This window comes from Flavobacterium sp. B183, assembly GCF_023539155.1.
Lineage (GTDB): Bacteria > Bacteroidota > Bacteroidia > Flavobacteriales > Flavobacteriaceae > Flavobacterium > Flavobacterium tructae.
In genome coordinates this window covers 400,614-426,411 of the sequence record NZ_CP097434.1, presented here as the reverse complement: position 1 = coordinate 426,411, position 25,798 = coordinate 400,614, and the positions used below count along the sequence as shown (strand labels likewise).

The following is a 25,798-nucleotide window of genomic DNA, read 5'->3' as shown; positions in this document are numbered from 1 at the left end:
TGAAGTTGACTAATAAAGTTAAATTCGTTAGGTCATCTAATTCTTTATGCCGATCGAAAATGAACTGTTTGGAGATCCTAATAAATACAAATAAATAATGATGAAATTTTATAAAATACCACTTCTTTTATTGTTTTTTTTGTTTAACCTAAATAACGCGTATTCTCAAGTAAGTTATGAGTTTTGTATGACCGCTAAATATGGAAATACGATTGTTTTGGATTTTAAAGTTCATAATAATACGAATGCTTCCATACCGAATTATAGTTTTGTTTTTAATTGGAAAGGAGTCTCTAATGTTATCATGTGGTCCGGAATGGATGTCATTCAAAACGGAGATAACGGTATAGTTGAGCTTAAAAAAACGACTTGGGGAAATGTTCTGCCGGTAGGAACTACAACTTATAGTATCACGATGGATTATGTGCCGGGAATGTTTCCGCCGGGCCAGGGTACATTAAATGGTACTCCCATAAAAGGAATTACTTGTTATACTCCTCCGGCTACCGAGAATTTTAAGTGTGAAAAAAGCTTTAGCAGTATCTGCGCCATAAAACCTGCGGGACCTAATGGTAATGAAATAAAAATCGGTGAAGGTTCTGTCTGGGCATGGGGTGAACGTGTAGATGTTTATATTCCCGAAAACAGAAAAGGCTGGGCTATTGGTATGGCTGTTTCTCACAGTTTGTTTACCAACCTGATGGGATTTGAGGCCATGAGTATCAATGAGTATTTTGCAACAACAATTCAGGAAATAAACGCAGGCTGCGAAGGGAGTAAACTTATTGCTCCAAGTTGGGTCACAAAAAAATACCCTTATCAGGATTTAATTAACGGTGGAATTAATTGTTATGATACTACAGGGAGTGTCGCAGCAGGATACTTTCAGCAAGAGATGGGAGGAAGCTGGATGGAGATGTTTATGAACTATCCTTGTTTTATACCTCAGGTTCCTAAGAATAATTTTATAAGCGATCCGGCCATAGGAGCAAGTTTTGAGTTTCAATCGATTATAAAAACGTATCATGATTACAGAAATATTGCTTTTTGGCAATATGTTAAATGCTGGAATCCCGTAGGATTCATAAAAGACTCAAAAGATCCTTATGCAGCGGTTAAAATTTTAGCTCTGGCTTATAATCAGGGAATGAACAGTGGTGCTTTTGAACCTGTTTTTGTTAAAAATCGTGCGAACGCTGTCGCTGCAACAAATTTGATGGATTACATCTCTCCGGCTTCACCTTCCGGTCTGGACCGACTTTATGCAGAACAAATTAACCGGCTCACAAAAGTATTAGACGACAGGATAGCAGATATCAGCTGGACAGATGCGGCTATCTGGGGCGTAACCGATAAATCGGCTCATACATTTAGAGGATTTTATGACTCACAAATTGAATGGAGTGACGTAGACGAGTATATAAAAAAAATTACGCCTTTTTATGCTGCTTTCGGAGTAACAGAAACAAATTTCAGAGCCGCAGTCAAACCTGTTTTTGATCGTATCAATGGAGGGAATTCTATCTCTTTCAGATACCAGATGCACGATGTAGTAGAGGCAATAGTTGTCTTTTTGCCAGCCTTTGATCCTAAAAAAGGATTGTCTGAAGTTTATGGTAACGAATCAAACGGGTGTTATGCTCCTACAGCCAGAATGGAAGGATTTAACGGAGGCTGCGGAAAAGATTTAGGATTAACAGTTTATTTCTCCGGTACACCTCCTTATAAATTTACGTACAAGAGAACAGATGTATCTCCGGAAATTGTTTATCCGGAAATAACCACTTCACAAAATCCGTATTCGATAAATTCGGCATCTCTATCAGAAGGAACATATGCTATTGTTGCAATCAGTGATGCTAATTCTGCCGGAGAAGTTGTGTGCGAACCTATAGAAATAAAAAATGTTGGAGTTGCAATATCAGCAAAATTAGTTAAAGACGGAGGAGGAACATGTACGGGAACAGGAGCAGGGATTAAGGTTGAAATAAACGGCACTGGATCCGGTCCTTTTATAATAGAATATATAATAAACGGAGTGGCTCAATCTCCCGTAACAATAAATAATATAGGTTTGCATCCTTTAATAGTTGCTCCGGCTAAGGAAGGAACTTATCGATTGACTAAAATTTCTACAGGGGGATGTACTTCGGTGCTTGACGATACAATTGTTATTAATAAAGAAATTCCAGCATCAGCCAGTGCTAAATTAACGAGATATGGAGGAGTTTCTTGTTCTGGGCTAGGTTCAGGGATTCAAGTAAACATAACTAGTACGAAATCAGGACCATTCACAATAGAATATGAAATTAACGGAACCGTTCAATCTCCTGTAACGATAAGCAGTACAGGTTTGCACACCTTAATAATGGCTCCGGCAAATGTTGGAACGTATCGATTAACAAAAATTTCAGTTGAAGGCTGTGATTTTTTGCTGGATGATACTTTAATTATTTATGGAGGAGTGCCTCCTAAAGCCAGCGCCGACCTAATTAAATACGGAGGGAATGCTTGTTTAGGAGAGAATTCAGGAGTACAGGTAGAAATTATGAGTCCCGATTCAGGCCCTTTTGTAATAGAGTATGAAATTAACGGAATACCACAATCTCCTGTAACTATAAATGATGCGGGTTTACATACTTTAGTAACAGCTCCCTCTAAGGCCGGAATCTATCGAATTACAAAAATTTCAAACGGAGGATGTAGCTTTTCATTAGATAATACTCTTGTAATTGATAATGAAGAACCATTTACTGCAAACGCTAAATTAGTCAAGTATGGGGGAGATTTTTGTTTAGGAGAGAATTCAGGAGTTCAGGTAGAAATTACGAGTAAAGATCAGGGACCATTTACAATAGATTATGAATTAAATGGAATAGCTCAATCTCCCATAACAATAAACAATACAGGTTTGCATACATTAATCGGGTCTCCGGCTAAGGAAGGAACTTATCGATTGACTAAAATTTCAACAAGAAGTTGCAGTCTTTTAATGGATGATGTTTTAATTATTGAGGAGAATATAATACCGGCAGAGGTAGTAATTGAAGGAAATTTAATGATTTGTAAAGGGGACAATACTGTTTTGAAGGTGAACATTCCTTCAAATCACACAATTAAGTCCTATCAATGGGAAGTCGATGGCAATGCTATCTCCGGAGCCAGTACGAATACTTATGTTGCAACTCAGGAAGGAAACTATACCGTTAATGTTGTTACCAGTATGGGATGTTATTTACTTTCTTCTGTGGCAAAAGTGGTTTTTTTAAACAAAGAAGATTGTGAGTTACAAAAACCTGAATTAACCGAATTTGATTATCCTAAGTTTTTTACGCCTAATAGTGATGGATATAATGATACCTGGCATGTAAATAATTTGGAGAATTTCACCAAATTAGAGATCGATATTTTTGACAGATATGGTAAGTTCATCACTCATTTGACTAAAGATAGTCCGGGATGGGATGGCACTTATAGAAACAGTCCTGTTTTTGCTTCAGATTATTGGTTTGTTCTAACGTATGAAGAGATAAATAACCCGGGGATTACAAAACAAATAAGAAGTCATTTTTCTCTAAAAAGATAGTCCGGAAACTTTTGGGAAGTAAAAAAAGACCTTTATTATCGTTTATCCTCTTTCGAATAATTGGAAACACCATTTATATTAATTTCATTTCCTAAAAAGCGGGGTTCGCGATTTCTTAAAACATCAAAAAAAGACTTAAAAATAGAACCGCATTCTCTAAAAGTTACATATTGATATCCCAGATATTCTCCTTTGTTGGCAGAAAATCCAATTGATTTTACCCCAAGTTTTTGTCCAATGTAAATGGCCCTGTTTAAGTGATATTCCTGAGAAATTAAAGTTGCTTTTTTAATTTTAAAAATATGTGAGGCCCTGTACATAGTGGAGTAGGTGTCAAAGCCGGCGTAATCAATAAATATTTTAGTAGTGTCAACTCCGTGATTGAAACAATATGTTTTCATAACGGTAAGCTCATCATATTCATCTCGGCCATTGTCGCCTGAAAGCAGAATTTTATCTATTTTATGTGTTTTATACAATAGAATTCCGGCATCCAGTCTGTCTTTTAAATATTTACTGGGCTGATCACCGTTGATTCCGGCTCCAAAAATAATTCCCACCTCATTTTTTGGAAGATTGTTTACAGTGTGATGGATCAAATCACGAGTTGAGGATTTTACATACCAATTAATAGAAATGATTGCAATAACCCCAATGATGAAAAGGTAAATTAGTTTTTTGAAAAGCTTTTTCAATTTGAATTTCGAAGATAAAGGTTAAAAAGAATGGTGAAGATAAGTAAAATTATTTTTGGTATTTGTAGTCTGATTGAATAAAAAAACCGAAGCATTTCTACCTCGGTTTTAAATATATCTCATACGCTAAGAAGTCTAATACTCTTAAAGTAATCCTGCTCTTTTCAATAGAGCTTCCGGTTTTGGTTCCTGACCTCTGAAACGTTTGTATAAAGTCATAGGATGTTCCGTTCCTCCTTTTGAGAGAACATTGTCTCTGAATTTTGCGGCGACTTCGTAATTGAAGATGCCGTTTTCCTGAAAATATTCAAAAGCATCAGCATCCAGTACTTCTGCCCATTTGTAACTGTAATATCCTGAAGAATAACCGCCCTGGAAAATATGAGAAAAGGCAGTACTCATTGCATTCTCTTTTACGTCAGGGTATAATTGAGTGTTCGCAAATTGCTCTGTTTCAAAAGTTTTTAGATCCGTAATACCTGTCGGATCCTGTCCGTGCCAGGCCATATCCAAAAGTCCAAAACTCAATTGACGCAAAGTGGCAAGACCTTCTTGAAAACTGGCACTTTCTTTAATTCTTTGAACATATTCGATCGGAATAATTTCGTTCGTTTCGTAGTGATTGGCAAATAAAGCCAAAGCTTCAGGCTCGTAACACCAGTTTTCCATAATCTGACTTGGTAATTCTACAAAATCCCAAAATACAGAAGTTCCGGACAAGCTAGGGTAAGTGGTGTTGGCAAGCATTCCGTGTAAACCGTGACCAAATTCGTGAAACAAAGTAGTAACTTCATTAAACGTCAATAACGAAGGTTTGGTTTCTGTTGGTTTTGTAAAGTTGCAAACGTTCGAAATATGAGGTCTTTCGTTTGTCCCATCTTTTATAGATTGCGATTTGAAAGAGGTCATCCAGGCCCCGTTTCGTTTTCCTCTTCTAGGGAAAAAATCCGCATAGAAAATAGCAACTAAATTGTTTTCTGCATCTTTTACCTCGTATGTCATCACTTCTTCGTGATATTTATCGATATCAAAAACTTCCGTAAAAGTTAACCCGTAAAGTTTTTGGGCAACCGTAAAAGCTCCGTCTAAAACTTTTTCCAATTGAAAATAAGGTTTCAGTTTTTCGTCATCTAAGTTGAAAAGCTGCTGTTTTAATTTTTCAGAATAGTAAGCACCATCCCATTTTTCCAATTGTTCAATTCCGTCCAAATCTTTGGCAAAAGCGGTTAATTCGGCAAACTCTTTTTGAGCTGCAGGTTTTGCTTTGGCCAGCAAATCATTAAGGAAAGAGAAAACTTTTTCCGGACTCTCGGCCATTCTTTCCTCTAAAACAAAATGAGAATGAGTTTTGTATCCTAATAAATTAGCTCTTTTAAAACGTAATTTGGCAATTGCCAGTACGTTCTCCTGATTGTCAAATTCATTATTTTGAAAAGCTTTTGCACCAAAGGCAATCGCCATTTTTTTGCGTAATTCACGATTATCGGCATACGTTACAAACGGAATATAACTTGGATAATCTAAAGTGAAAATCCAGCCCTCTTTTTCCTGACTTTTAGCTAATAATCTCGCAGCTTCGATAGTGCCTTCCGGTAAACCTGCTAAATCTTTTTCGTCAGTTAAATGCAACTCAAAAGCATTGGTTTCGGCCAAAACATTTTCGCCAAACTGCAGGCTTAATTTCGACAATTCTTTATCGATTTCACGTAAGTTTTCTTTTTTATCTTCAGGTAAATTGGCTCCGTTTCTAGAGAAGCTTTTGTATTTTTTATCCAAAAGCGTAGTTTGCTCCGGATTTAAATTCAGCTTTTCCTTTTGCTCGTAAACGATTTTGATTTTAGCAAATAATGCTGCATTTAAGGTAATGTCATTTCCGAACTCCGAAAGTAAAGGAGAAACTTCCTGTGCAATTTTTTGCATCTCATCAGTGGTTTCTGCCGAATTCAGATTGAAGAAAATACTGGAAAGACGATCCAGAACATCGCCTGTAAAATCCATTGCTACAACCGTATTTTCAAAAGTGGGTTCATCCGGATTGTTTACGATGGCATCAATTTCGGCTTTAGCCAAAGCAATTGCTTCGTTGAAAGCAGGAACATAATCTTCGATTTTAATTTGCGAAAAAGGTGCTGTATTGTGTTTCGTATTGAAATGTTGTGTTAAGATGCTCATAGTATTTTTGTGTTACGCAAAGTTTCGCTAAGAAAACAAGAGCTTCGCAAAGTTTTTTTAATTATTCTTTGCGAAGCTTTGTGTTTGTTTTTGTGAATCTCTGTGGAATTAATTTTTACTTCTTTAATCCTTCAGCCGCTTTATTAACTGCCGCTTTTAATTCTTCTTTATACGAAATAATAGTATCAAGTACTTTTTTATCGTGACTTCCAATGATTTGTGCGGCTAAGATTCCGGCATTTTTAGCTCCGTTTAGCGCTACTGTTGCAACAGGAACTCCGCCTGGCATTTGAAGAATCGATAGTACCGAATCCCAACCATCAATAGAATTGCTTGATTTTACCGGAACTCCAATTACCGGAAGTGGCGACATTGAGGCAACCATTCCTGGCAAGTGTGCAGCTCCTCCGGCTCCGGCAATAATTACCGAAATTCCGCGAGTGTGTGCATTTTTACTGAAATCGAATAGTTTTTCCGGCGTTCGGTGTGCCGAAACGATGTCTACTTCAACTTCAACATTAAATTGTTTTAATATGTCGATAGCATCCTGCATGACCGGCATGTCAGAGATACTTCCCATGATGATGGCTACTTTGCTCATTTTATTTTTTTGTTTCAGGTTTTTTTGTTTCAGGTTTCAGACTGTTGACTGTGAATGAAAACTGCGACTATTCACTAATCACTCTAATCGTATTCTTAACGTCCTCAGCAATTCTTCTCGCCTCGGACATGTTTTCATTTACGATGGTAACATGCCCCATTTTTCTAAAAGGACGCGTTTGTTTTTTACCGTAAATATGTGGGGTAACACCGTTCCATCCCAAAATGGTTTCGATATTTTCATAAACAACATCTCCCGAAAATCCTTCGGCACCTACTAAATTAACCATAATTCCGGCAACTTTACTGTCGGTATTTCCCAAAGGAAGATCCAAAATCGCACGCAAATGATTTTCGAATTGCGAAGTATAACTGGCTTCAATCGAGTAATGTCCTGAATTGTGCGGACGCGGAGCTACTTCATTTACTAAAATATCATCGTCATTAGTCTGAAACATTTCAACAGCTAAAAGACCAACATGATTAAATTTTTCCGAAACATTTAAGGCAATCGCTCTTGCTTTTTCGGCTACTTTCTCATCAATTCTGGCAGGACAGATTACATATTCGACCTGGTTGGCTTCCGGATGAAATTCCATTTCAACAACCGGATACGTTTTTATTTCTCCTGATGGATTTCTACAGACAATAACAGCCAATTCATTTTTAAACGGAATCATAGTTTCTGCAATGCATTCTACATTTGGTAAAGCATCCAGATCCGAAATCTGACGAATTACTTTTACGCCGTTTCCGTCGTAACCAAACTCAGTGCATTTCCATACAAATGGTAATTTTATATCTTGAATTTTAGCTTTTAGACCTTCTAAATTTTCAAAGCGCTCAAATGGTGCTGTCGGGATATGGTGATCGGCGTAAAATTGTTTTTGAATTCCTTTGTTTTGAATTCCTTTTAAGGTTTTAGGCGAAGGATAGATTTTCAAGCCTTCATTCTCTAATTGTGTCAGGGCTTCAAGGTTAACCAGTTCGATTTCAAAAGTCAGAACATCTACTTGTTTTCCAAAATTATAAACTGTTTCATAATCCATTAAATCCCCCTGAAAGAATTTATTGCAGGCAAATTTACTTGGAGCTTCGTCGCTTGGGTCTAGAACATAAGTTTGGATGTCAAATTTTCGGGTGTCAAACAAAAGCATTTTACCTAATTGTCCGCCGCCTAATATTCCTAATTTAAAATCAGAAGAAAAATAATTCATTGTAGTTGTGTTTTTGCAAAGATACTTTTTAATCTTTTTTTAGCCAAAAAATCGTTTTGCACTATTTTTTTCGCCACGAATTCACGAATTTTTACTTTTTCTGACTTGGAAATATAATTCATGACAAAAATACTACTTCTCTATTTTCTTTAAAACTTCTTTGGCAACGGCTTTGTAAGCAGCAGAATGATCGCCATAATCCTTATTCAGAATAACTTGCAGTTCAGGATGTATCCAGTCATAATGGTTGCCTAATAGGTATAAAGTTCTGATTGAATAAGCCTTGGTGGCTACTTTTACATCATTGATAAGCCAGTCAAATGATGCTTCTATACAATCCTGCAGATTAGTTTCGGAAAGAGAAATGCCGTTTTCATTTTTTTTATAGTGGGCTTTTACCAATAGCTGAACAACTTTTGCGATAGGACGGATGGCACTTTCGTCTTTTAAAAGTTTCAAATTCGAACAGAAAAAATCAAGATACGGTTGCAGCCAGATCAATTCTTGGTATGAAACAAATTCCATAATCCAGCAGGCTTTGTGATTGTTTTTGTCTGATGGAGAAAAACAAATTGAAACAAGTTCTTTAAATAAGGATGGGTTTTCTAAAACTTCGTTTGCAACATTAAGACGGTTTTCCCGATAAGCTTTTACGTAGTCTAATTTCGTTTGTAATTCAGAAGACATTTTGAGGAGTTTAGGACAGGTCTAAAATAAGTAATTTAACGTTATGGTTTTAAAATCTGCTGATTTAATAAAATCAGACCTGTTTTTAAGAAAAGATTTCTAAATAGTAAGTGATATTTAACATTCTTAAAAAAATAGGTATGCAGTTTGTTTTGATACCCGCAGTTTATTTCTAATTCTGTATCTTTGCCCATTATTTTAAATGTAAAAATAATGATACAACTTCACGATAAACAATTTGTTCCGTTTATTTCGGCTAAAGAAATTGATTTCGCTTTAAGTAAAATAGTAGCACAGGTAGAAGATGATTTTGGAGACGATACCCCGATTTTTATTGGTGTATTAAATGGGGCTTTCATGGTAGTTGCCGATTTTTTGAAGAAATACAAAGGCCTTTGTGAGGTTTCATTTATCAAAATGGCTTCTTACGAAGGAATTGAAAGTACCAATACGGTAAAAGAGTTAATAGGAATCAATCAGGATTTATCAGGAAGAACGGTTATTCTTATTGAAGATATTATTGATACGGGAAATACAATTGAAGAGTTGAAAAAACTGTTTAAAGCGCAAAATGTAAAGCATTTTAAAATTGCTACATTGTTTTTTAAACCGGAAGCTTATAAAAAAGATATCAAAATAGATTATATCGGAATCAGAATTCCGAATAAATTTATTGTAGGTTATGGACTGGATTATGATGGTTTGGGAAGAAATTTGCCCGAAGTTTATAAATTGGCAGAATAAATTTAAACACGCACACAACTATATATTCATTTAAAACTTCTTGTAAAATAGAAGTCACAACACTTACTCATATTATGATTAACATTGTTTTATTTGGAAAGCCAGGGGCAGGTAAAGGAACTCAGGCAGAATTTTTAAAAGAAAAGTACAAATTAACACACCTTTCGACAGGAGATATTTTTCGTTTTAACTTAAAAAATGATACAGATTTAGGAAAACAAGCGAGAGTTTTTATGGACAACGGAGAGTTAGTTCCGTGCGAAGTAACTACTGCAATGTTAATTGATGAGGTGAAAAAACATCCTGATACAGCAGGGTTTTTGTTCGATGGTTATCCTAGAACTTTAGATCAGGCAGAAGCTTTAGATCAATTTTTACCAACGATCGGATCAAGTGTAACGGCGACTGTTGCATTAGAAGCAGATGATGAAATTCTAGTGGCTCGTTTGTTAGAAAGAGGAAAAACAAGCGGAAGAGCTGACGATCAGGACGAAGAGAAAATCAGAGTAAGATACCAGGAGTACAATGAAAAAACAGCTCCGCTAATTGGATATTATAAAGAGCAAAATAAGTTTCATGCCGTGAACGGTATCGGAACTATCGAAGAAATTACAGAGCGATTAACGTCAGTTATAGATAATTTGTAGAAGCTTTTTTCGGCTGTCGTTTCATCCCGACTGCGATCGGGACTTTTAAGAACTATTTTTCTTGTCATAAAACGTGCATCTTTGGGTTGCTGTTTTCTGGGAAGAAAAATTAGTTTTTTAAGACAGGATTCTTTTGAATGATAGGGAGACGAAGTTTTAAGATGACAGAATTATCTTGATGGAGACAATTTTATAACGAATAAACCAAAAATTGGAAATACTAATAATATTTTTTCTAATACTATTGAATGGTGTTTTTTCCATGTCAGAAATTGCATTGATTTCGGCCCGGAAAAACAGACTTGAAACTGCCGCAAAAAAAGGAAACAATAGTGCTAAAATAGCACTTGATCTGGCCAATTCTCCAAACAAGTTTTTATCCACCGTGCAAATCGGAATCACTTTAATCGGTATTTTGACCGGTATTTACAGTGGTGATAAGATAACAATGGATGTTGAAGTTTTTGTTAGCGGATTTACATTTTTAAAACCCTATGCACATTCTGTTGCAGTAGGGATTGTTGTCGTGGTTTTGACATTTTTCTCTTTGGTTTTAGGAGAATTATTGCCAAAACGAATTGGTTTAAATTATCCGGAGTCGATTGCCAAAATGGTAGCGCTGCCTATGAAAACCATCTCGATAATTACAGCGCCCTTTATCTGGCTGCTTACTTCTTCGACAGATTTTTTACTGAATGTATTTCAGATTAAACCAACTGCCGACGGTAAAGTAACAGAAGAAGAAATTAAAGCAATTATCAAAGAAGGAACTGAGGGTGGAGAAGTTCAGGAAATCGAACAAGATATTGTAGAACGTGTTTTTCACATTGGGGATCGAAAAGTAAATTCGTTGATGACACACCGTAAGTCAGTTGATATGCTGCCTTTCAATGCCGATAAAACGAAGATTAAGGAATTGGTTCTACAGGATTTGCATACTGTTTATCCGGTGTACAGAGACAATTATGATGATATTGTGGGGGTTGTAACCCTAAAGAATATCTTTGCAAACATAGAAAGTGAACATTTTGATTTGGCGGGAATCATGATTGATGCGCCTTATCTGATGGAGCAGACAACGGCATACAAGGCATTGGAGAATTTCAAAAAAACAGGAATTCATTATGCTTTAGTTTCTGATGAGTATGGTGTTTTTCAGGGAATTATTACCCTAAATGACATTCTGGAAGCTTTAGTAGGTGATGCATCTGATTTTTATAAAGATGAATTTCAGTTAATTGAAAGAGAAGACGGTTCGTGGCTCGTTGACGGACATTATTCGTTACACGATTTTTTAACTTATTTTGAGTTAGACGAATTGACAAACGATTATGAAGTAAATACGGTAAGCGGAATGATTATGACAGAGCTTTCACATATTCCAAAAGAAGGCGAAAAATTAATCTGGCAAAAATTTGTGCTGGAAGTAATCGATATGGATGGCGTAAAGATTGATAAAGTGTTGGTAAAAGCGCTTAAAGAGTAGAAAGAATTTGTTTTAAGTTTTAAGTTTCAGGTTTCAGGTTGCGCAATGCATAATCTGAAACCTGAAACCTGAAACCTGAAACTACACATAAACAAGTAAAAATGACAGAAGGAAATTTTGTAGATTATGTTAAGATTTATGTTTCTTCCGGTAAAGGAGGGAAAGGATCTACGCATTTACATAGAGAGAAATTTATTGAAAAAGGAGGCCCTGACGGAGGTGATGGTGGTCGTGGAGGACACGTGTATTTGGTGGGGAATAAAGGACTTTGGACATTATTTCATCTAAAATTTGCACGACATATTAAAGCGGGTCACGGTGGAGATGGAGGAGGAGACCGTAGTACAGGTGCTGACGGAGAAGATAAATTTATCGAAGTGCCTTTAGGAACTGTTGTAAAAGACAAAGAAACAGGAGAAACCTTATTCGAAATTACCGAAGATGGTGAAAAAAGAATCCTCTCAAAAGGAGGAAAAGGAGGTTTAGGAAACTGGCACTTTAGAAGTTCAACCAATCAAACACCTCGTTATGCTCAGCCGGGTTTACCGGGAGTAGAAATGGATGTAATTTTAGAGCTTAAAGTATTAGCCGATGTTGGTTTAGTAGGTTTTCCAAATGCCGGAAAATCAACCCTATTGTCTGTTTTAACTTCGGCAAAACCAAAAATTGCCGATTATCCTTTTACAACCTTAAAGCCAAACTTAGGAATTGTGGCTTACAGAGATTATCAATCTTTTGTAATTGCAGATATTCCCGGGATTATTGAAGGAGCTGCAGAAGGGAAAGGTTTAGGTCATTACTTTTTGCGTCATATCGAACGTAATTCAACATTATTGTTTCTAGTTCCGGTTGATACACCGGATATTAAAGCAGAGTACGATATTTTGGTTAATGAATTAACCAAGTACAATCCTGAAATGTTAGACAAAGAGCGTCTTTTAGTAATCTCTAAATGTGATATGCTGGACGACGAACTGAAAGCTGAATTGAAGACCGAATTAGACGTCGCTTTCAAAGACGTTCCATATATGTTTATCTCATCAGTTGCCCAGCAGGGTTTAACAGATTTAAAAGATAAGCTTTGGAAAATGCTTAACGAATAAAAAATACAATTTGTAATAAAGGTGTTCTGGAAACAGAGCACCTTTTTTGTTTTGTGTACTATTCATACAACAAGAAAATAACAGATTTTCTTGGGCTAAAATTAAACGCATTATTGGTGTTAAATTCGTAACAAAATGCTAAAAAATCACTGAGATATCTAATTTCGGCAGGAATTGCGGTAATATAATTATGAAAATGAATTATATTCGCATCACTTAAACAAAATAACATGAAAAAAATAGTTTTATTCTTGACCATGTGTCTGATGGCTTTTCCTGTAAGAGCTGATGAGGGGATGTGGTTTTTGATGTTTATCGAAAGATTGAACCATAGAGATATGGAAAAAATGGGCTTGCAATTGACAGCCGAAGAAATTTACAGTATCAACCATCATAGTTTAAAAGATGCTATTGTACAATTTAATGGAGGATGTACAGCAGAAATTGTTTCTAAAGAAGGATTGGTTTTAACCAATCACCATTGTGGTTATGACGCAATTGCAGAACTATCTTCGGCAGAGCAAAACTACTTAAAAGACGGTTTTTGGGCAAAACAAAGAAGTGCCGAAATGAAACCTAAATCATTGTATGTACGTTTCTTCGTGCGTATGGATGATGTTTCTAAAAGAATTTTGTCAAAAGTAAATGATAAGATGACCGAGGCTGAAAGAAGTAAAGCAATTCAGCAAGAAATTGCATTGATTGAAAAAGAAAATAATGAAGGTGGAAAATATACCGTTTCTGTTCGTCCTTTCTTTCAGGGAAATGAATATTACTATTTCGTTTACCAGGATTACACAGACGTACGTTTAGTAGGAACGCCTCCTGAAAGTGTTGGTAAATTTGGTGGAGATACGGACAACTGGGAGTGGCCTCGCCAAACAGGAGATTTTTCTATGTTCAGAGTGTACGCAGATAAAGACGGAAATCCGGCAGCATATTCTAAAGATAATGTGCCTTTGAAACCAAAGCATTACTTACCTGTAAGTATCAAAGGGGTTAAAGAGAATGATTTCGCTATGATCTTAGGATATCCGGGAAGAACAAACCGTTGGATGCCGGCTGGAGGAATTGAGCAAAACGTTAAGTTTGCTTACCCTGCTTGGGTTGAAGGTGCTAAAACCGGAATGGATCAAATGAAAAAGTACATGGACAAAGATGCAACAGTTCGTTTGCAATACGCGTCTAAATATGCTTCTACAGCAAATTACTGGAAAAACCGTCAGGGGATGATCGATGCTTTAACAAAAGCTGGAACAGCAGAGGTTAAAGCGGGACAAGAAGATAAATTTTACGAGTGGGCTACTAAACCGGCTAATAAAGAAAAATACGAGAATGTAATTCCAACGATCAATGATTATTACAGATCTACAAATGTAAAATCAACGCACGACAATTACCTGACACAGCTTTTACGTACGTCAGCTTACGCAACGGGACCTGCTAACCTAGGAAACGCATTGATCGCTTATTATAACGAAACTGATGCTAAGAAAGCTGAGATGCTGCCTAAGATCAACGCAATGATCGAAAACATCTACGGTGAATTTTATGCACCTCTTGAAAAAGATGTGTTAACAGCACAATTGAATTTGTACGCTTCTAAAGCTGCTGAATATGGTTTAGCGACACAAATTGCTAAAATGAAATCAGAGAACAATGGTGACTTTACTGCCGATGTAGCAAAAGCAACTGAAATCAGTTATTTTACTTCTAAAGACAAAGTATTAGCATTTATGGCTAATCCTAAACCATTAGCAATTGTACACGATCCGTTGTATATTATTTCTAACGATTTGTTGACAAAATACCGTGCTAAAACAGACGATCAGTTGAAAGCTGATGACGGTTTCGCAAACGCTTATCGTAAATTGGTAGAAGGTTTAAGAGAATCTAAATTGAACGCTATTCAATACCCTGACGCTAACTCAACATTGAGACTAACTTACGGAAAAGTAAGAGCTTTACCTGCTGATCCGCGTAACGATGCTAAAATCAATAATTATACAACAATGGAAAGTATGGTTAAAAAGTATAAAGCAGGAGATCAGGAATTTGACTTACCAAAGCGTTTATTAGAGTTAAACAAAGCAAAAGACTTTGGACAGTATGCTGATAAAGCTGGTTATATGCCGGTAAACTTCTTGACAGATAACGATATTACTGGTGGAAATTCAGGTTCTCCGGTATTGAACGGAAAAGGAGAATTAATTGGAGTTGCTTTTGACGGAAACATCGAAGCAATGGCAGGAGATGTTATTTTCGATTCTAAATTACAAAGAACAATTAACGTAGATATTCGTTACGTACTTTGGATTATCGACAAATACGCCGGAGCTAAAAACATTATTGACGAAATGACGATTATTAAATAATTCGATTTTTTGTATTGAAAAACACCCGACAGGTTTTTAAAACCTGTCGGGTGTTTTTGTTTCTAAACGATGATTTCGATGAAAGGTTGGGAATGATTAAAAAATATTATTCATACAAATTACTAATTTAGTATTAAAAGCAAAAAGGACATTTTATAATTCCTTATTTTTGAAAAATAATTAACCGATTTAAGCGTTGAATTGTACTTTCATTTCTCGAAGAAACAGTTCAACAAATAAACGATTTAACGTATTCAATGAAAACACATTTCATCGCCATAGGCGGAAGCGCCATGCACAATTTAGCACTTGCATTGCACAATAAAGGATATCAGGTTACAGGAAGTGATGATGCTATTTTTGAACCTTCAAAATCAAGATTGGAAAAGAAAGGAATTTTACCGGCTGAACTGGGTTGGTTTCCTGAAAAAATCACTGCCGATATCGACGCCATAATTCTCGGAATGCATGCGAAAGCGGATAATCCGGAGTTGCTAAAAGCGCAGGAGTTAGGTTTGAAAATTTATTCGTATCCGGAATTTTTGTATGAGCAGTCTAAGAATAAAACCCGAGTGGTAATTGGAGGTTCTCATGGAAAAACAACAATAACCTCGATGATTTTACATGTCATGCATTATCATAATATCGAAGTAGATTATATGGTTGGAGCACAGTTAGAGGGTTTTGATACGATGGTACATCTTACCGAAGAAAATGATTTCATGGTTTTGGAAGGGGATGAGTATTTATCTTCACCAATAGACAGACGCCCTAAATTTCATTTGTACCAACCCAATATTGCTTTGATTTCCGGAATTGCCTGGGATCATATCAATGTATTTCCAACCTATGAGAATTATGTAGAGCAATTCGAGATCTTTATTGGAAAAATTACAAATGGAGGGATTTTGGTATACAATGAAAATGATCCGGAAGTAAAACGTGTTGCCGAAGCTGCTACGAATCCAATTCGAAAATTAGCCTATTCTACTCCAAAGTACACCGTTAATGATGGTGTAACTTTATTAGAAACTCCTGAAGGTGATATGCCAATTGAAGTTTTTGGAGCGCACAATTTAAATAATCTTGCTGGTGCGAAGTGGATTTGCCAAAATATGGGTGTTGACGAAGCCGATTTTTACGAAGCAATTGCCAGTTTCAAAGGAGCTTCAAAGCGATTGGAGAAAATTGCTGAAGGAAAAGGAAAAGTAGCATACAAAGATTTTGCACACTCCCCAAGTAAAGTTGCTGCAACTACAAAAGCAGTAAAAGAGCAATATCCAAACAGAACCTTAGTGGCTTGTTTGGAATTACATACCTACAGCAGTTTGAATGCAGAGTTTCTAAAAGAGTATGAGGGAGCTCTTGAATATGCAGATGTTGCATTAGTATTCTATTCGCCTGATGCCGTAAAAATCAAACAACTAGAAGAAGTAACCTACGGGCAAATTGCAAGTTCTTTTAACCGTGAAGACTTAATTATTTATACCAATCCTGATGAATTTAAAAAATACCTTTTTAATTTAAATCTTGAAAACTCAGCTTTATTGTTAATGAGTTCCGGAAATTACGGAGGATTGAATTTTGATGATGTGAAAGGGTTGATTGAGTAATTCGTCAATTAGAAAATTTAATAAAGTGCCAATTGTTACACAGTTGGCATTTTTTTTTGATGGGGTTTGAAACTTATTTTTGATATTTAAAATGCCCAACAATTTTATATTCAAACAAACAATCTTCCAGAATCTGACCGTGTCCCACGTTATGTACGATTAAATTTCGTTTTCCATCTCTGGATTTTTTGTTGGTTACAATTCCGATGTGAGGCAATTTATTATTAATTATCCACGTTACAATTTCTCCGGTCTTATAATCTTTGGCATTTTGAGAAAGTGGTAATTTTGCGCCTTTTCGCTCAAAGAATACTTCAAGATTGGGAACCCTTCGATGGTCGATATTGGTGTCAGTTTTGATCATTCCCCATTTTTTTAAGTTTGGATAATCAGAGAAATTTTCAAGCATATCTTCGTGAACTTCCTTTTGTAAATCAATACCTAATTTTCTATAAGATCGAATAATGACGTCCGTGCAAACTCCTTTGTTTTTTGGGATATCTCCATTAGGATAATCAATTTTAAAGTAAGATGGATCGTAGTCTATAGAAGGATCAATGATCGAGATTGCTGCATCGGATAATTTTTCTGGAAAAGTTTTTGTAATACCCGATGACAAGCTTTCCGCAACAGCTGTTTTGTCCTCTTTTTGATTGCAGGAGAGGAGAAGAAGTAAGAGGGAAAAAGTACCTATTATTTTCATGCCCTTAAGATAAGCCATTTTGATGGGACATTTATAGTAATGAAATAATTAATTTGAGATTAGTATTGTTTTATTTGAGGGATTTTTCTTATTTTTATAAATTAACCCTCTAAGAGTATTGTAAAATGAGAGCAAGCTTAAAAGTTGTAAAAACAACAAATGAAAACGCGGATTTTGTAGCAACTTATTTTCCCATACCGGATTGGTCAGAAGAAGATCGTCCTCGTGAAAAATTGATGTTAAAGGGCAAAGAAGCTTTAAGTAATGCTGAGTTGATTGCGATATTAATAGGGTCAGGCAGTCGTAATGAATCTGCAGTAGATTTAAGTAAACGGATTTTGGCTAGTGCCGGAAGTTTAAATTCTTTAGGGAAAAAATCTACTGCTCAATTAATGGAATTTAAAGGAATAGGGGAGGCAAAAGCTATAACAATTATTGCGGCATTAGAACTTGGAAGAAGAAGAAGGGCAGAGGATGTGTCACAATTGAAGATAATAACTTCCAGTAAAATTGTCTTCGAAATCATGCAGCCTATTATTGGTGAACTTTCTCACGAAGAGTTCTGGGTGCTTTTTCTGAATAATTCCAATAAAGTAATTTCTAAATCCCAAGTGAGTAAAGGGGGAATTACCGGAGCCGTTGTGGATGTACGTATCGTTTTTAAATTGGCACTTGAAATTGGTGCTACAGGATTGATTTTGTGTCACAATCATCCGTCAGGAAATTTGCTGCCCAGTGATGCCGATAAAAAGTTGACGAAAAAGATCAAATTAGCAGGGGATAGTTTAGATGTTAAAGTTTTGGATCATTTGATTATAACTGAAGCAAAATATTATAGTTTTGTAGATCAAGGAATTTTATAAATTATGAATACCACTATTACCGATGTCTTTTTTGATTTAGATCATACACTTTGGGATTTTGACAAAAACTCTGAAATGGCTTTTGATCGAATTTTTAAAAGTAAATATCCCGAAATTAAAACAGAAGATTTTATCGAGAAATATGCTCCAATCAATCAGGAGTGCTGGAAATTATACCAGAATGATAAAATAACGCATCTGGAACTCCGTTACAATAGATTGAAGTTTTCATTTGATGCTTTAAATTACACCATGTCAGATGAAAATATCAATGAGATTGCCAATGATTATATTGAATTTTTAACCGACAACAATCATCTTTTCGAAGGAGCAATTGAAGTGCTGGAGTATTTAAAACCAAAATACAAGCTGCATATCATTACTAACGGTTTTGCAAATGTTCAGGATAAAAAAATTAATAATGCGGCACTTTCGGGTTATTTCGAAACCATCACAAATTCTGAGTTGGCTGGTGTGAAGAAACCAAATAGTATTATCTTTGATTATGCACTTAGTGCTGCCAAAACTTCAAAAGAAAACAGTGTTATGATAGGAGATTGCCTGGATGCCGATGTCAACGGTGCCTTAAATGCAGGTCTTGATGCTATTTTCTTTAATGAAAAAAGAATCGAAGCTCCGCAAAATATTAAACAAGTAAACCATTTATTAGAACTAAAAAAATATTTATAATTATGAGAATAAAATTTTTGTTAATTGCATTCCTTACATCAGTTATAGGATTTTCACAATCGGTTAATGATTACAAAGCGGTTATTGTTCCCTTAAAATATGATTTCCTTAAAACGGAAAATCAATATAGAACGTCAACAATGACTAAAGCTAATTTAAACAAAGCCGGTTTTCAGGCTTTTTATGCCAACGAGATACTTCCGGAAGGTTTTGGAGATCGTTGCGATCTTTTGTATGCCGATGTTAAAAGAGAGAATGGTTTTTTAATTACCAAGCTTTTTGTAGAGTTTAAAGATTGTTACGGTAAAGTGATTTTTACATCTGCAATAGGAAAAAGTAAAGAGAAGGAATATGAAACGGCTTACAGAGAGTGTCTTGATCTTGCGTTTGTTTCAATAAACGGTTTACGCTATAAATATAATGGAAAAAGTGCTAATACTGTAAAATCTTCAATTCCGGCTACTCCGTTGACAACTGCAGTTGTAGCTGCTAAAGTTGTAGAGGCGACTCCGTTGGTTGATCTTAAAGATCCAAATTTATTGTATGCACAACCTACAGAGAATGGTTACCAGTTAATTGATAAGACCCCAAAGGTGGTAATGAAATTGTTGAAAACATCTCGTCCCGATTCATTTATCGCTATAAAAGACGGAGTTCAGGGATCTTTAAATGCAAAAGACAATCAGTGGTTTTTTGAATATTATAAAAATGATCAGTTAGTTTCTGAAAAAGTTTCAGTTAAATTCTAAAAATAGAATACGGTTTTAATAACCGTATTTATCTTTCCAACGGTTCTTTAAAAATTCGCGGTTGCTGTTCTCTCTTGAATTGCGCCCCGGATTATAAAGAACCGTTTCTTTTATGGCATCCGGTAGAAATTCCTGTTCAGCAAAATTATTAGCATAATCGTGCGAGTATTTATAATCATCACCATAACCCAGTTCTTTCATAAGTTTGGTTGGAGCATTTCGTAAATGAATCGGAACAGGCAAATCCCCCGTTTGTTTTACTAATTGTTGAGCATTTCCAATCGCCATATACGAGGCATTGCTTTTAGGAGAAGTTGCCAGATAAATAGCGCATTGACTCAGTATGATTCTGCTTTCCGGATATCCAATGGTAGTTACGGCCTGAAAGGTATTATTGGCCATAATAAATGCGGTCGGATTCGCGTTTCCGATATCTTCACTGGAAAGAATAAGCATTCTGCGGGCAATAAATTTTACATCTTCACCGCCTTCAATCATTCTGGCCAGCCAATAAACAGCCCCATTAGGATCACTTCCACGAATGGATTTTATAAAAGCAGAAACGATATCGTAATGCTGTTCTCCACTTTTGTCATACAACACTGTGTTTTGTTGTACCAATTCAAAAACACGATCGTTGGTGATTATAATTTCATCGCCCGCAGAAGCGTTGATAACAAGCTCAAAAATATTGAGAAGTTTTCTTCCGTCACCTCCCGAAAGTCGCAGTAAAGCTTCTGTTTCTTTTAAAGTGATATTTTTTGAAGCCAGATACGTATCCGTTTTTAGCGCCCGGTGCAATAAAGCTTCTAAATCGGCTTTTGTGAAAGCATTTAGAATATAGACCTGGCAACGTGACAATAATGCAGGAATGACTTCGAAACTTGGGTTCTCGGTCGTTGCACCAACCAATGTAATCCAGCCTTTTTCGACAGCAGCCAAAAGCGAATCTTGCTGTGACTTACTAAAACGATGAATCTCATCAATAAACAGAATGGGATTTTTAGCAGTAAATAATCCACCGCTTTGTTTGGCTTTTTCGATCACATCACGGATATCTTTTACACCTGAATTGATGGCGCTCAGGATATAAAACGGACGCTTGGATTCCTGCGCGATGATTTGCGCCAAGGTGGTTTTTCCTGTTCCGGGAGGTCCCCAAAAGATCAACGACGGAATTATTCCTTTCGAAATTTGCTGCGTTAAGGATCCATTTGGGCCAACCAAATGACTCTGACTGATATAATCTTCTAAGTGTTGTGGGCGAATACGCTCGGCTAAAGGTGCTTCCATTTTGTAAAATTACAGTTTTCGGGTTTAATTTTATAGTTTTTAGAAGCTATTCCTGCTATTCGCTGTATCTTTTGCGTCCACCGTAGCGGAAACAAAAGGATGTCACTTCCATCAGGGCTAGAACAGGGTTTAAGAATATTTCAATAAGCTGACAAATTATCAGTAAATTGTAATTGGATAGTTTTTTGATGTTATCATTATAAATTTACCTTAAAAATTATGAACGACAACCACTTTAAATTTACGACTGCAGTTATTGGTCTTCCGGTATTTTTTGTTCTTTTTTTGTGGATCGTGTACTGGGTTCAGATACGCTTTGATTTCGACTTTTACCAATATGGAGTCTACCCAAGAGATCTGTCAGGCCTGCAGGGTGTTTTGTTCAGCCCTTTCATTCATGAAAATTTAAGCCATTTATACAATAACTCTATTCCTCTTTTGGTATTATTGGCGGCGCTGCAATTTTTCTATCCTAAACAATCCTTTGCAGTGATTGGTTATGGGATTTTATTCTCAGGGCTAATTACCTGGATTATTGGCCGCGAAAATTTTCATATTGGTGCCAGTGGATTGATTTACGTCTTAGTCAGTTTTATTTTTTTTAAAGGAATCCAAACCGGCTATTATCGTTTAGTGGCACTCTCATTATCTGTTATCTTATTGTATGGTGGAATGATTTGGTATGTCTTTCCGGAGGTTGATAAAACTATTTCCTGGGAAGGACATTTGGCAGGCTTCATTACCGGATTTGTTATGTCTTTACTTTATAAAACCCCTGAGTATGTAAAACCTATTGTTTATGAATGGCAGAAACCGGATTTTAATCCCGATGAAGATGCTTTTATGAAGCATTTTGATGAGAATGGAAATTTCATAAATACGGAGATTGTTGAGGAAGAACCGGAGGAATTAATGACTTATTTTAATTCAGATGTTTCGGTTAATTATATTGTGACTAAGCCTGAGACAAAGGAGGATAGGTAATGTTAGGCTCAGATGTTTATTTACCCGTAGCTTAAAGTAGTAAGTAAGAGCACTACAATTAAACTACAGGTTTTAAGAAAGAATCGATGAGTATATTTTGAAGACAATACTATATTATTTATCTCGTAATTCTCAATTCTTTGTGTTATTTAGCTTCTTTGGCGAACAGCCTCATATAGAAATGCACCGCAGGCAACAGAAACATTTAAGGATCCAATGGATCCGAACATAGGTAATTTTGCTTTTTCATCAACAATTTTCAGAACAGAAGGATTTATACCTCTGTCTTCAGATCCCATGATGATGGCTACGGGTTCATTTAAAGTTACGTCGTATATATTTTGGTCTGTTTTTTCGGTAGCAGCTACTGTTTTGATACCCGACCCCTGAAGATAAAAAATAGCATCTTTGATATGTTCAACTTTGCAAATAGGAACATTAAAAACTGCTCCGGCTGAAGTTTTAACTGTATCTCCGTTCACTGGGGCAGAACCAGCTTTCTGAACAATGATTCCATTTACACCGGTACATTCAGCAGTTCTTATAATAGCACCAAAATTTCTGGCATCTGAAATCTGGTCCAGTATTAAAAATAAAGGTTTTGATCCCGATTCGATTGTTGATTCAACCAAATGTTCCAGTTCAATAAAACCAATAGGGGAGATGGTCGCTACCGCTCCCTGATGATTGTTTGGAGTTAAGCGATTGAGTTTTTCTACAGGAACATACGAGAAATTAATGTTAGCGCGTTTCATCACCTTCATTAAATCTTTCATTAATTCTCCGGAAATTTCTTTTTGAATAAATACTTTATCAACTTCTTTTCCTGCCTGAATGGCTTCTATAATGGCTCTAATTCCAAATATTTGATGTTCTTTTTCCATGGGACAAATATAGGTATAATGTTGAGATAAAAAAAAACCACTCTGAGTGAACAGAGTGGTTTCAATATAAAATTTATTTTGATTAAGGAGCTTTAACTAAATTGAATGTATAGTCAGACGATCCGCTAAAACTAATTTTTAAATTAATGTCTCCGGTACATGAACTAACGTTACCGGTTCCGGTTACAGTATAAACCTGACCAGGCCCGTAATTCCATTGCTCATTGCTGGTAACGGTAACCGCATTTGTAGCCGGATTGATAGTACCAATAATATAAGAAGTACTTCCGTTTATCAAATAAGGGTTAGCTGTATTCAAAATTCTGAATACATATTTACCATTTGCTGCATTATAAACTACAGGAACAATATCTCCAATACTGTAATCCTGCCATGTGTCAGCAGTAACTTTATAGTTTCCATTGAACAGAGAAGCATCGTTTAAAGGACAAAGTGCAGTGTAAGTTTGTTGCACTTTCCATAATGTTGAATTGGCTACGTCAGCTCCGTATAATGGCTGGCCGTTATCAGTAAACATTTTCAAAACGCTACCGTCTTTCAATTTTAAATCAGCAGTGATTACTAATTTATCAGTAAGACCAAAACTTGCAAATGTTGGGAATGCCTTAATAAGGTCAGCTTTAGTATATTTTAGTGTTGCAGGAAAAGTGGTAACATTAGCTTGCAGAGTTGCTTTTGAAACTACACCGCTTTTTGTAAAATAACCCACTACATCCATAGAGGTAACATCACCAGTAGCAACTGTTAGAGTTAATCCTAGATTTACATCTCCTCCGCCTTGCAGTGCTATAATGTTTATACCCTGATCTGCAGTAGCGATTTTAATTAAGTTTGGAGTAGCCCCTTCAACAGCGCCAATCTGTGATGTTCCGCCATCGTCATCACATGAGAACGCTATTAGTAAAAATAGCATTGATGTGAATATTAGTTTTATATTTTTCATTTTATTCGTTTTTTAATGATTAAAGATCCCAAAAGATTTTGTAAGTACCTGGATTTTTCTGAGCTGGTGCATTAGCATTAGAGTTTAGCTCTACTTGTGGCCAGTACCATGATAGCTGAAATGGATTGTTCAGTACAGTTTGAGAATCATTCAGAGGGAAAGCATCATTGTTATTCAGCTGGTATTCTTTCGTGGTGCTAAGCGGGTTTGCTAATACAGGGAAGCCAGTTCTTCTGTAATCAACATATTGATCTGCTGGATCACCGAAAGTACCTACCCACTTTTGTGTCATAATAATTTCTAATTTCTTTGTAGCATCTGCAGCATTAAATTCAGTCATTATTTTTGTTATGAAGTTAGTTACTGCAGTAGAACCTGTCAGAACAGGAATTGTTGCTAACTGAGGCGATTGGCTTTTTGCTACTACCTGGTCTACTTTAGCAAAACTTGCCGTAATTGCCTGCTGAAGTTTAGTTGAGGCACTTCCAGCTAGTTTTCCAGTTTGTATTAACTCCGCTTGAATATATAGGAATTCATCATAAGTTAAAATTCTGTGAGGTGCAATACCTGTTCCTGATTTTGCAGCTAATGTTGATACAGAACCACCTTGTCCATCATCATATCTACCTCCTGAAGGGAAGATACCAGGATAGGTAAAAGTATTTTCAGCACTCTTATCTCTGTCCGGACCAGTACTTCCAAATCGAATACTAACAAAACCAGTTGATTTATCCCAATAATCTGCACCTGGGTTTCCTGTTGTGGTGTTTCCTTGGTCAGGAGGGAATTGGTTTGGCTTTAATTGGTTGTAGAAGTAATATTTCATCCTTGGATCCGGATTACCGTTATGGATGTTAGGATTTACTCCTTTTAAAATTTCATACATCCACGGGCTTTGGTAAGATCCAAACTGAGTACTCTCGTAAGATTCAATAAACAATCTGTTTCTTTCATTAGTAGGTGAAATTGAATTGAAACGTGCAAATTGAAAATCATCAGCATTAGAAGTGAAGAAGTCACCTTCGGCTACAAGTGCATTAAACCCTGCCTGATCAAAATCTGAAGTTAATCTTACCTGATTGTACAGTTTTAGTTTAAAGGTGTTCGCAAATTTGATCCATTTCGTATTGCTACCTCCATAAAAAACATCATCAAGACCTGGTTTTTTTAAACCGGCATTTGTTTTTAAGTTAGCTTTTGCAGCGTCTATTAATTTAAAAATACTGGCATAAATTTCTTTTTGGTTGTCAAATTTTGGCCCAAGGTTACCAGAAGTTAATTTGGTTGCTTCTGTATAAGGAACATCTCCCCACATGTCTACGGCATATGCCATAATATATGCCTTTTCCATCTGAGCAATACCAAGATATACTAAATTTCCTGATTCAGTAGCTTGCTTTATTAAGGTCTCAATGTCATTTAAACCTAAATAAACAGTATTCCAGTCATTATTCATTGGAATGTTGTCAACTTTTACGCCATATTGATCTTCTTCTTCTCTTGAAGTCATTTGATGGGTGTAGACCGCTAATATGTCTCCAGTACTGTTATTGAAATCACCTAGTTCAGAAATGGTCGTTTGCGTATTTGTTAACAGGTAATTTAACGGGGCAACTGTAGGGTCATCTGTATCTTTATCAACATCTAAATAATTACTGCAGCTACTGAAAAAAGTAGTGAGGGATAATAAAACCAGAGCAGTTTTATTATTTTTTATAGAGTTATATAATTTCATGTCGTTTT

General features: G+C 36.0%; 21 protein-coding genes. 11 read left to right on the top strand and 10 right to left on the bottom strand.

Annotation, left to right across the window (positions count from 1 at the left end; all coding sequences use genetic code 11):
• Positions 1-97 precede the first annotated feature (97 nt).
• The gene (locus tag M4I44_RS01990; RefSeq protein WP_249966371.1) at positions 98-3,586 is read left to right on the top strand and encodes a T9SS type B sorting domain-containing protein; all 3,489 of its coding nucleotides are present in this window, start codon (positions 98-100) and stop codon (positions 3,584-3,586) included.
• A gap of 35 nt (positions 3,587-3,621) precedes the next feature.
• Here M4I44_RS01990 and M4I44_RS01985 read toward each other — a convergent pair whose 3' ends face one another.
• From M4I44_RS01985 to M4I44_RS01965, 5 genes are all read right to left on the bottom strand, one after another.
• Entirely contained in the window at positions 3,622-4,281 is a 660-nt protein-coding gene (locus M4I44_RS01985) for a vancomycin high temperature exclusion protein (RefSeq protein ID WP_249966370.1), read from the bottom strand.
• 144 nt (positions 4,282-4,425) lie between these two features.
• Entirely contained in the window at positions 4,426-6,453 is a 2,028-nt protein-coding gene (locus tag M4I44_RS01980) for a M3 family metallopeptidase (RefSeq protein ID WP_249966369.1), read from the bottom strand.
• Positions 6,454-6,568: 115 nt separating this feature from the next.
• The gene (purE, locus tag M4I44_RS01975) at positions 6,569-7,054 is read right to left on the bottom strand and encodes a 5-(carboxyamino)imidazole ribonucleotide mutase (RefSeq protein WP_012022518.1); all 486 of its coding nucleotides are present in this window, start codon (positions 7,052-7,054) and stop codon (positions 6,569-6,571) included.
• A gap of 67 nt (positions 7,055-7,121) precedes the next feature.
• Entirely contained in the window at positions 7,122-8,270 is a 1,149-nt protein-coding gene (locus M4I44_RS01970; protein ID WP_017495047.1) for a 5-(carboxyamino)imidazole ribonucleotide synthase, read from the bottom strand.
• 132 nt (positions 8,271-8,402) lie between these two features.
• Positions 8,403-8,957, bottom strand: coding sequence for a hypothetical protein (locus M4I44_RS01965; protein WP_249966368.1), 555 nt, complete (start codon positions 8,955-8,957; stop codon positions 8,403-8,405).
• A gap of 213 nt (positions 8,958-9,170) precedes the next feature.
• Here M4I44_RS01965 and M4I44_RS01960 point away from each other — a divergent pair, with 213 nt between their 5' ends.
• From M4I44_RS01960 to murC, 6 genes are all read left to right on the top strand, one after another.
• The gene (locus M4I44_RS01960) at positions 9,171-9,701 is read left to right on the top strand and encodes a phosphoribosyltransferase (protein WP_017495044.1); all 531 of its coding nucleotides are present in this window, start codon (positions 9,171-9,173) and stop codon (positions 9,699-9,701) included.
• 74 nt (positions 9,702-9,775) lie between these two features.
• Positions 9,776-10,348: an adenylate kinase gene (locus M4I44_RS01955; protein ID WP_017495043.1), complete on the top strand. Its 573-nt coding sequence runs from the start codon at positions 9,776-9,778 to the stop codon at positions 10,346-10,348.
• A gap of 211 nt (positions 10,349-10,559) precedes the next feature.
• Positions 10,560-11,834, top strand: coding sequence for a hemolysin family protein (locus M4I44_RS01950; RefSeq protein ID WP_081603501.1), 1,275 nt, complete (start codon positions 10,560-10,562; stop codon positions 11,832-11,834).
• A 101-nt stretch (positions 11,835-11,935) separates the two neighbouring features.
• Positions 11,936-12,937 (top strand): GTPase ObgE, encoded by a 1,002-nt coding sequence (gene obgE / locus M4I44_RS01945; protein ID WP_017495041.1) that lies wholly within the window; start codon positions 11,936-11,938, stop codon positions 12,935-12,937.
• Between the two features lie 230 nt (positions 12,938-13,167).
• Positions 13,168-15,312, top strand: a complete 2,145-nt coding sequence (locus tag M4I44_RS01940) for a S46 family peptidase (protein ID WP_026109821.1) — start codon at positions 13,168-13,170, stop codon at positions 15,310-15,312.
• Between the two features lie 257 nt (positions 15,313-15,569).
• Entirely contained in the window at positions 15,570-16,925 is a 1,356-nt protein-coding gene (gene murC, locus M4I44_RS01935; protein ID WP_249966367.1) for a UDP-N-acetylmuramate--L-alanine ligase, read from the top strand.
• A gap of 73 nt (positions 16,926-16,998) precedes the next feature.
• Here murC and M4I44_RS01930 read toward each other — a convergent pair whose 3' ends face one another.
• Entirely contained in the window at positions 16,999-17,646 is a 648-nt protein-coding gene (locus tag M4I44_RS01930; protein ID WP_017495038.1) for a DUF1287 domain-containing protein, read from the bottom strand.
• 107 nt (positions 17,647-17,753) lie between these two features.
• Between M4I44_RS01930 and radC the strand changes: the two genes are divergently transcribed.
• The 3 genes from radC to M4I44_RS01915 are packed head-to-tail and all read left to right on the top strand — an operon-like array spanning position 17,754 to position 19,930.
• The gene (radC, locus tag M4I44_RS01925; RefSeq protein WP_017495037.1) at positions 17,754-18,491 is read left to right on the top strand and encodes a DNA repair protein RadC; all 738 of its coding nucleotides are present in this window, start codon (positions 17,754-17,756) and stop codon (positions 18,489-18,491) included.
• Positions 18,492-18,494: 3 nt separating this feature from the next.
• A complete protein-coding gene (locus M4I44_RS01920; protein WP_017495036.1) occupies positions 18,495-19,181 on the top strand; it encodes a YjjG family noncanonical pyrimidine nucleotidase in 687 nt (228 codons plus the stop codon).
• Positions 19,182-19,183: 2 nt separating this feature from the next.
• A complete protein-coding gene (locus M4I44_RS01915; protein WP_017495035.1) occupies positions 19,184-19,930 on the top strand; it encodes a hypothetical protein in 747 nt (248 codons plus the stop codon).
• Positions 19,931-19,945: 15 nt separating this feature from the next.
• Here M4I44_RS01915 and M4I44_RS01910 read toward each other — a convergent pair whose 3' ends face one another.
• Complete coding sequence (locus M4I44_RS01910; protein ID WP_017495034.1) at positions 19,946-21,223, bottom strand: replication-associated recombination protein A; 1,278 nt, start codon at positions 21,221-21,223, stop codon at positions 19,946-19,948.
• A gap of 219 nt (positions 21,224-21,442) precedes the next feature.
• On the opposite strand from M4I44_RS01910, the gene M4I44_RS01905 reads away from it, so the two are divergent.
• A complete protein-coding gene (locus M4I44_RS01905) occupies positions 21,443-22,207 on the top strand; it encodes a rhomboid family intramembrane serine protease (RefSeq protein ID WP_017495033.1) in 765 nt (254 codons plus the stop codon).
• Between the two features lie 149 nt (positions 22,208-22,356).
• On the opposite strand, the gene rlmB is transcribed toward M4I44_RS01905, so the two are convergent.
• The 3 genes from rlmB to M4I44_RS01890 all read right to left on the bottom strand — a co-directional run bounded on the left by rlmB (position 22,357) and on the right by M4I44_RS01890 (position 25,790).
• On the bottom strand, positions 22,357-23,091 hold the full coding sequence (rlmB, locus tag M4I44_RS01900) for a 23S rRNA (guanosine(2251)-2'-O)-methyltransferase RlmB (RefSeq protein WP_017495032.1): 735 nt from the start codon (positions 23,089-23,091) through the stop codon (positions 22,357-22,359).
• A gap of 82 nt (positions 23,092-23,173) precedes the next feature.
• Positions 23,174-24,055, bottom strand: a complete 882-nt coding sequence (locus tag M4I44_RS01895) for a hypothetical protein (RefSeq protein WP_017495031.1) — start codon at positions 24,053-24,055, stop codon at positions 23,174-23,176.
• 19 nt (positions 24,056-24,074) lie between these two features.
• Positions 24,075-25,790: a SusD/RagB family nutrient-binding outer membrane lipoprotein gene (locus M4I44_RS01890; protein WP_017495030.1), complete on the bottom strand. Its 1,716-nt coding sequence runs from the start codon at positions 25,788-25,790 to the stop codon at positions 24,075-24,077.
• Between the last annotated feature and the right edge of the window lie 8 nt (positions 25,791-25,798).

What these genes read in the sequence shown, in the direction of transcription:
- M4I44_RS01930 (WP_017495038.1), bottom strand. Translation starts at nt 17,646, where the DNA reads ATGGCTTATCTTAAGGGCATGAAAATAATAGGTACTTTTTCCCTCTTA.
- M4I44_RS01955 (WP_017495043.1), top strand. Translation starts at nt 9,776, where the DNA reads ATGATTAACATTGTTTTATTTGGAAAGCCAGGGGCAGGTAAAGGAACT.
- M4I44_RS01990 (WP_249966371.1), top strand. Translation starts at nt 98, where the DNA reads ATGATGAAATTTTATAAAATACCACTTCTTTTATTGTTTTTTTTGTTT.
- M4I44_RS01895 (WP_017495031.1), bottom strand. Translation starts at nt 24,055, where the DNA reads ATGAAAAATATAAAACTAATATTCACATCAATGCTATTTTTACTAATA.
- M4I44_RS01940 (WP_026109821.1), top strand. Translation starts at nt 13,168, where the DNA reads ATGAAAAAAATAGTTTTATTCTTGACCATGTGTCTGATGGCTTTTCCT.
- murC (WP_249966367.1), top strand. Translation starts at nt 15,570, where the DNA reads ATGAAAACACATTTCATCGCCATAGGCGGAAGCGCCATGCACAATTTA.
- obgE (WP_017495041.1), top strand. Translation starts at nt 11,936, where the DNA reads ATGACAGAAGGAAATTTTGTAGATTATGTTAAGATTTATGTTTCTTCC.
- M4I44_RS01965 (WP_249966368.1), bottom strand. Translation starts at nt 8,957, where the DNA reads ATGTCTTCTGAATTACAAACGAAATTAGACTACGTAAAAGCTTATCGG.
- purE (WP_012022518.1), bottom strand. Translation starts at nt 7,054, where the DNA reads ATGAGCAAAGTAGCCATCATCATGGGAAGTATCTCTGACATGCCGGTC.
- M4I44_RS01905 (WP_017495033.1), top strand. Translation starts at nt 21,443, where the DNA reads ATGAACGACAACCACTTTAAATTTACGACTGCAGTTATTGGTCTTCCG.
- M4I44_RS01960 (WP_017495044.1), top strand. Translation starts at nt 9,171, where the DNA reads ATGATACAACTTCACGATAAACAATTTGTTCCGTTTATTTCGGCTAAA.
- M4I44_RS01970 (WP_017495047.1), bottom strand. Translation starts at nt 8,270, where the DNA reads ATGAATTATTTTTCTTCTGATTTTAAATTAGGAATATTAGGCGGCGGA.
- M4I44_RS01890 (WP_017495030.1), bottom strand. Translation starts at nt 25,790, where the DNA reads ATGAAATTATATAACTCTATAAAAAATAATAAAACTGCTCTGGTTTTA.
- radC (WP_017495037.1), top strand. Translation starts at nt 17,754, where the DNA reads ATGAGAGCAAGCTTAAAAGTTGTAAAAACAACAAATGAAAACGCGGAT.
- M4I44_RS01920 (WP_017495036.1), top strand. Translation starts at nt 18,495, where the DNA reads ATGAATACCACTATTACCGATGTCTTTTTTGATTTAGATCATACACTT.
- rlmB (WP_017495032.1), bottom strand. Translation starts at nt 23,091, where the DNA reads ATGGAAAAAGAACATCAAATATTTGGAATTAGAGCCATTATAGAAGCC.
- M4I44_RS01910 (WP_017495034.1), bottom strand. Translation starts at nt 21,223, where the DNA reads ATGGAAGCACCTTTAGCCGAGCGTATTCGCCCACAACACTTAGAAGAT.
- M4I44_RS01915 (WP_017495035.1), top strand. Translation starts at nt 19,184, where the DNA reads ATGAGAATAAAATTTTTGTTAATTGCATTCCTTACATCAGTTATAGGA.
- M4I44_RS01980 (WP_249966369.1), bottom strand. Translation starts at nt 6,453, where the DNA reads ATGAGCATCTTAACACAACATTTCAATACGAAACACAATACAGCACCT.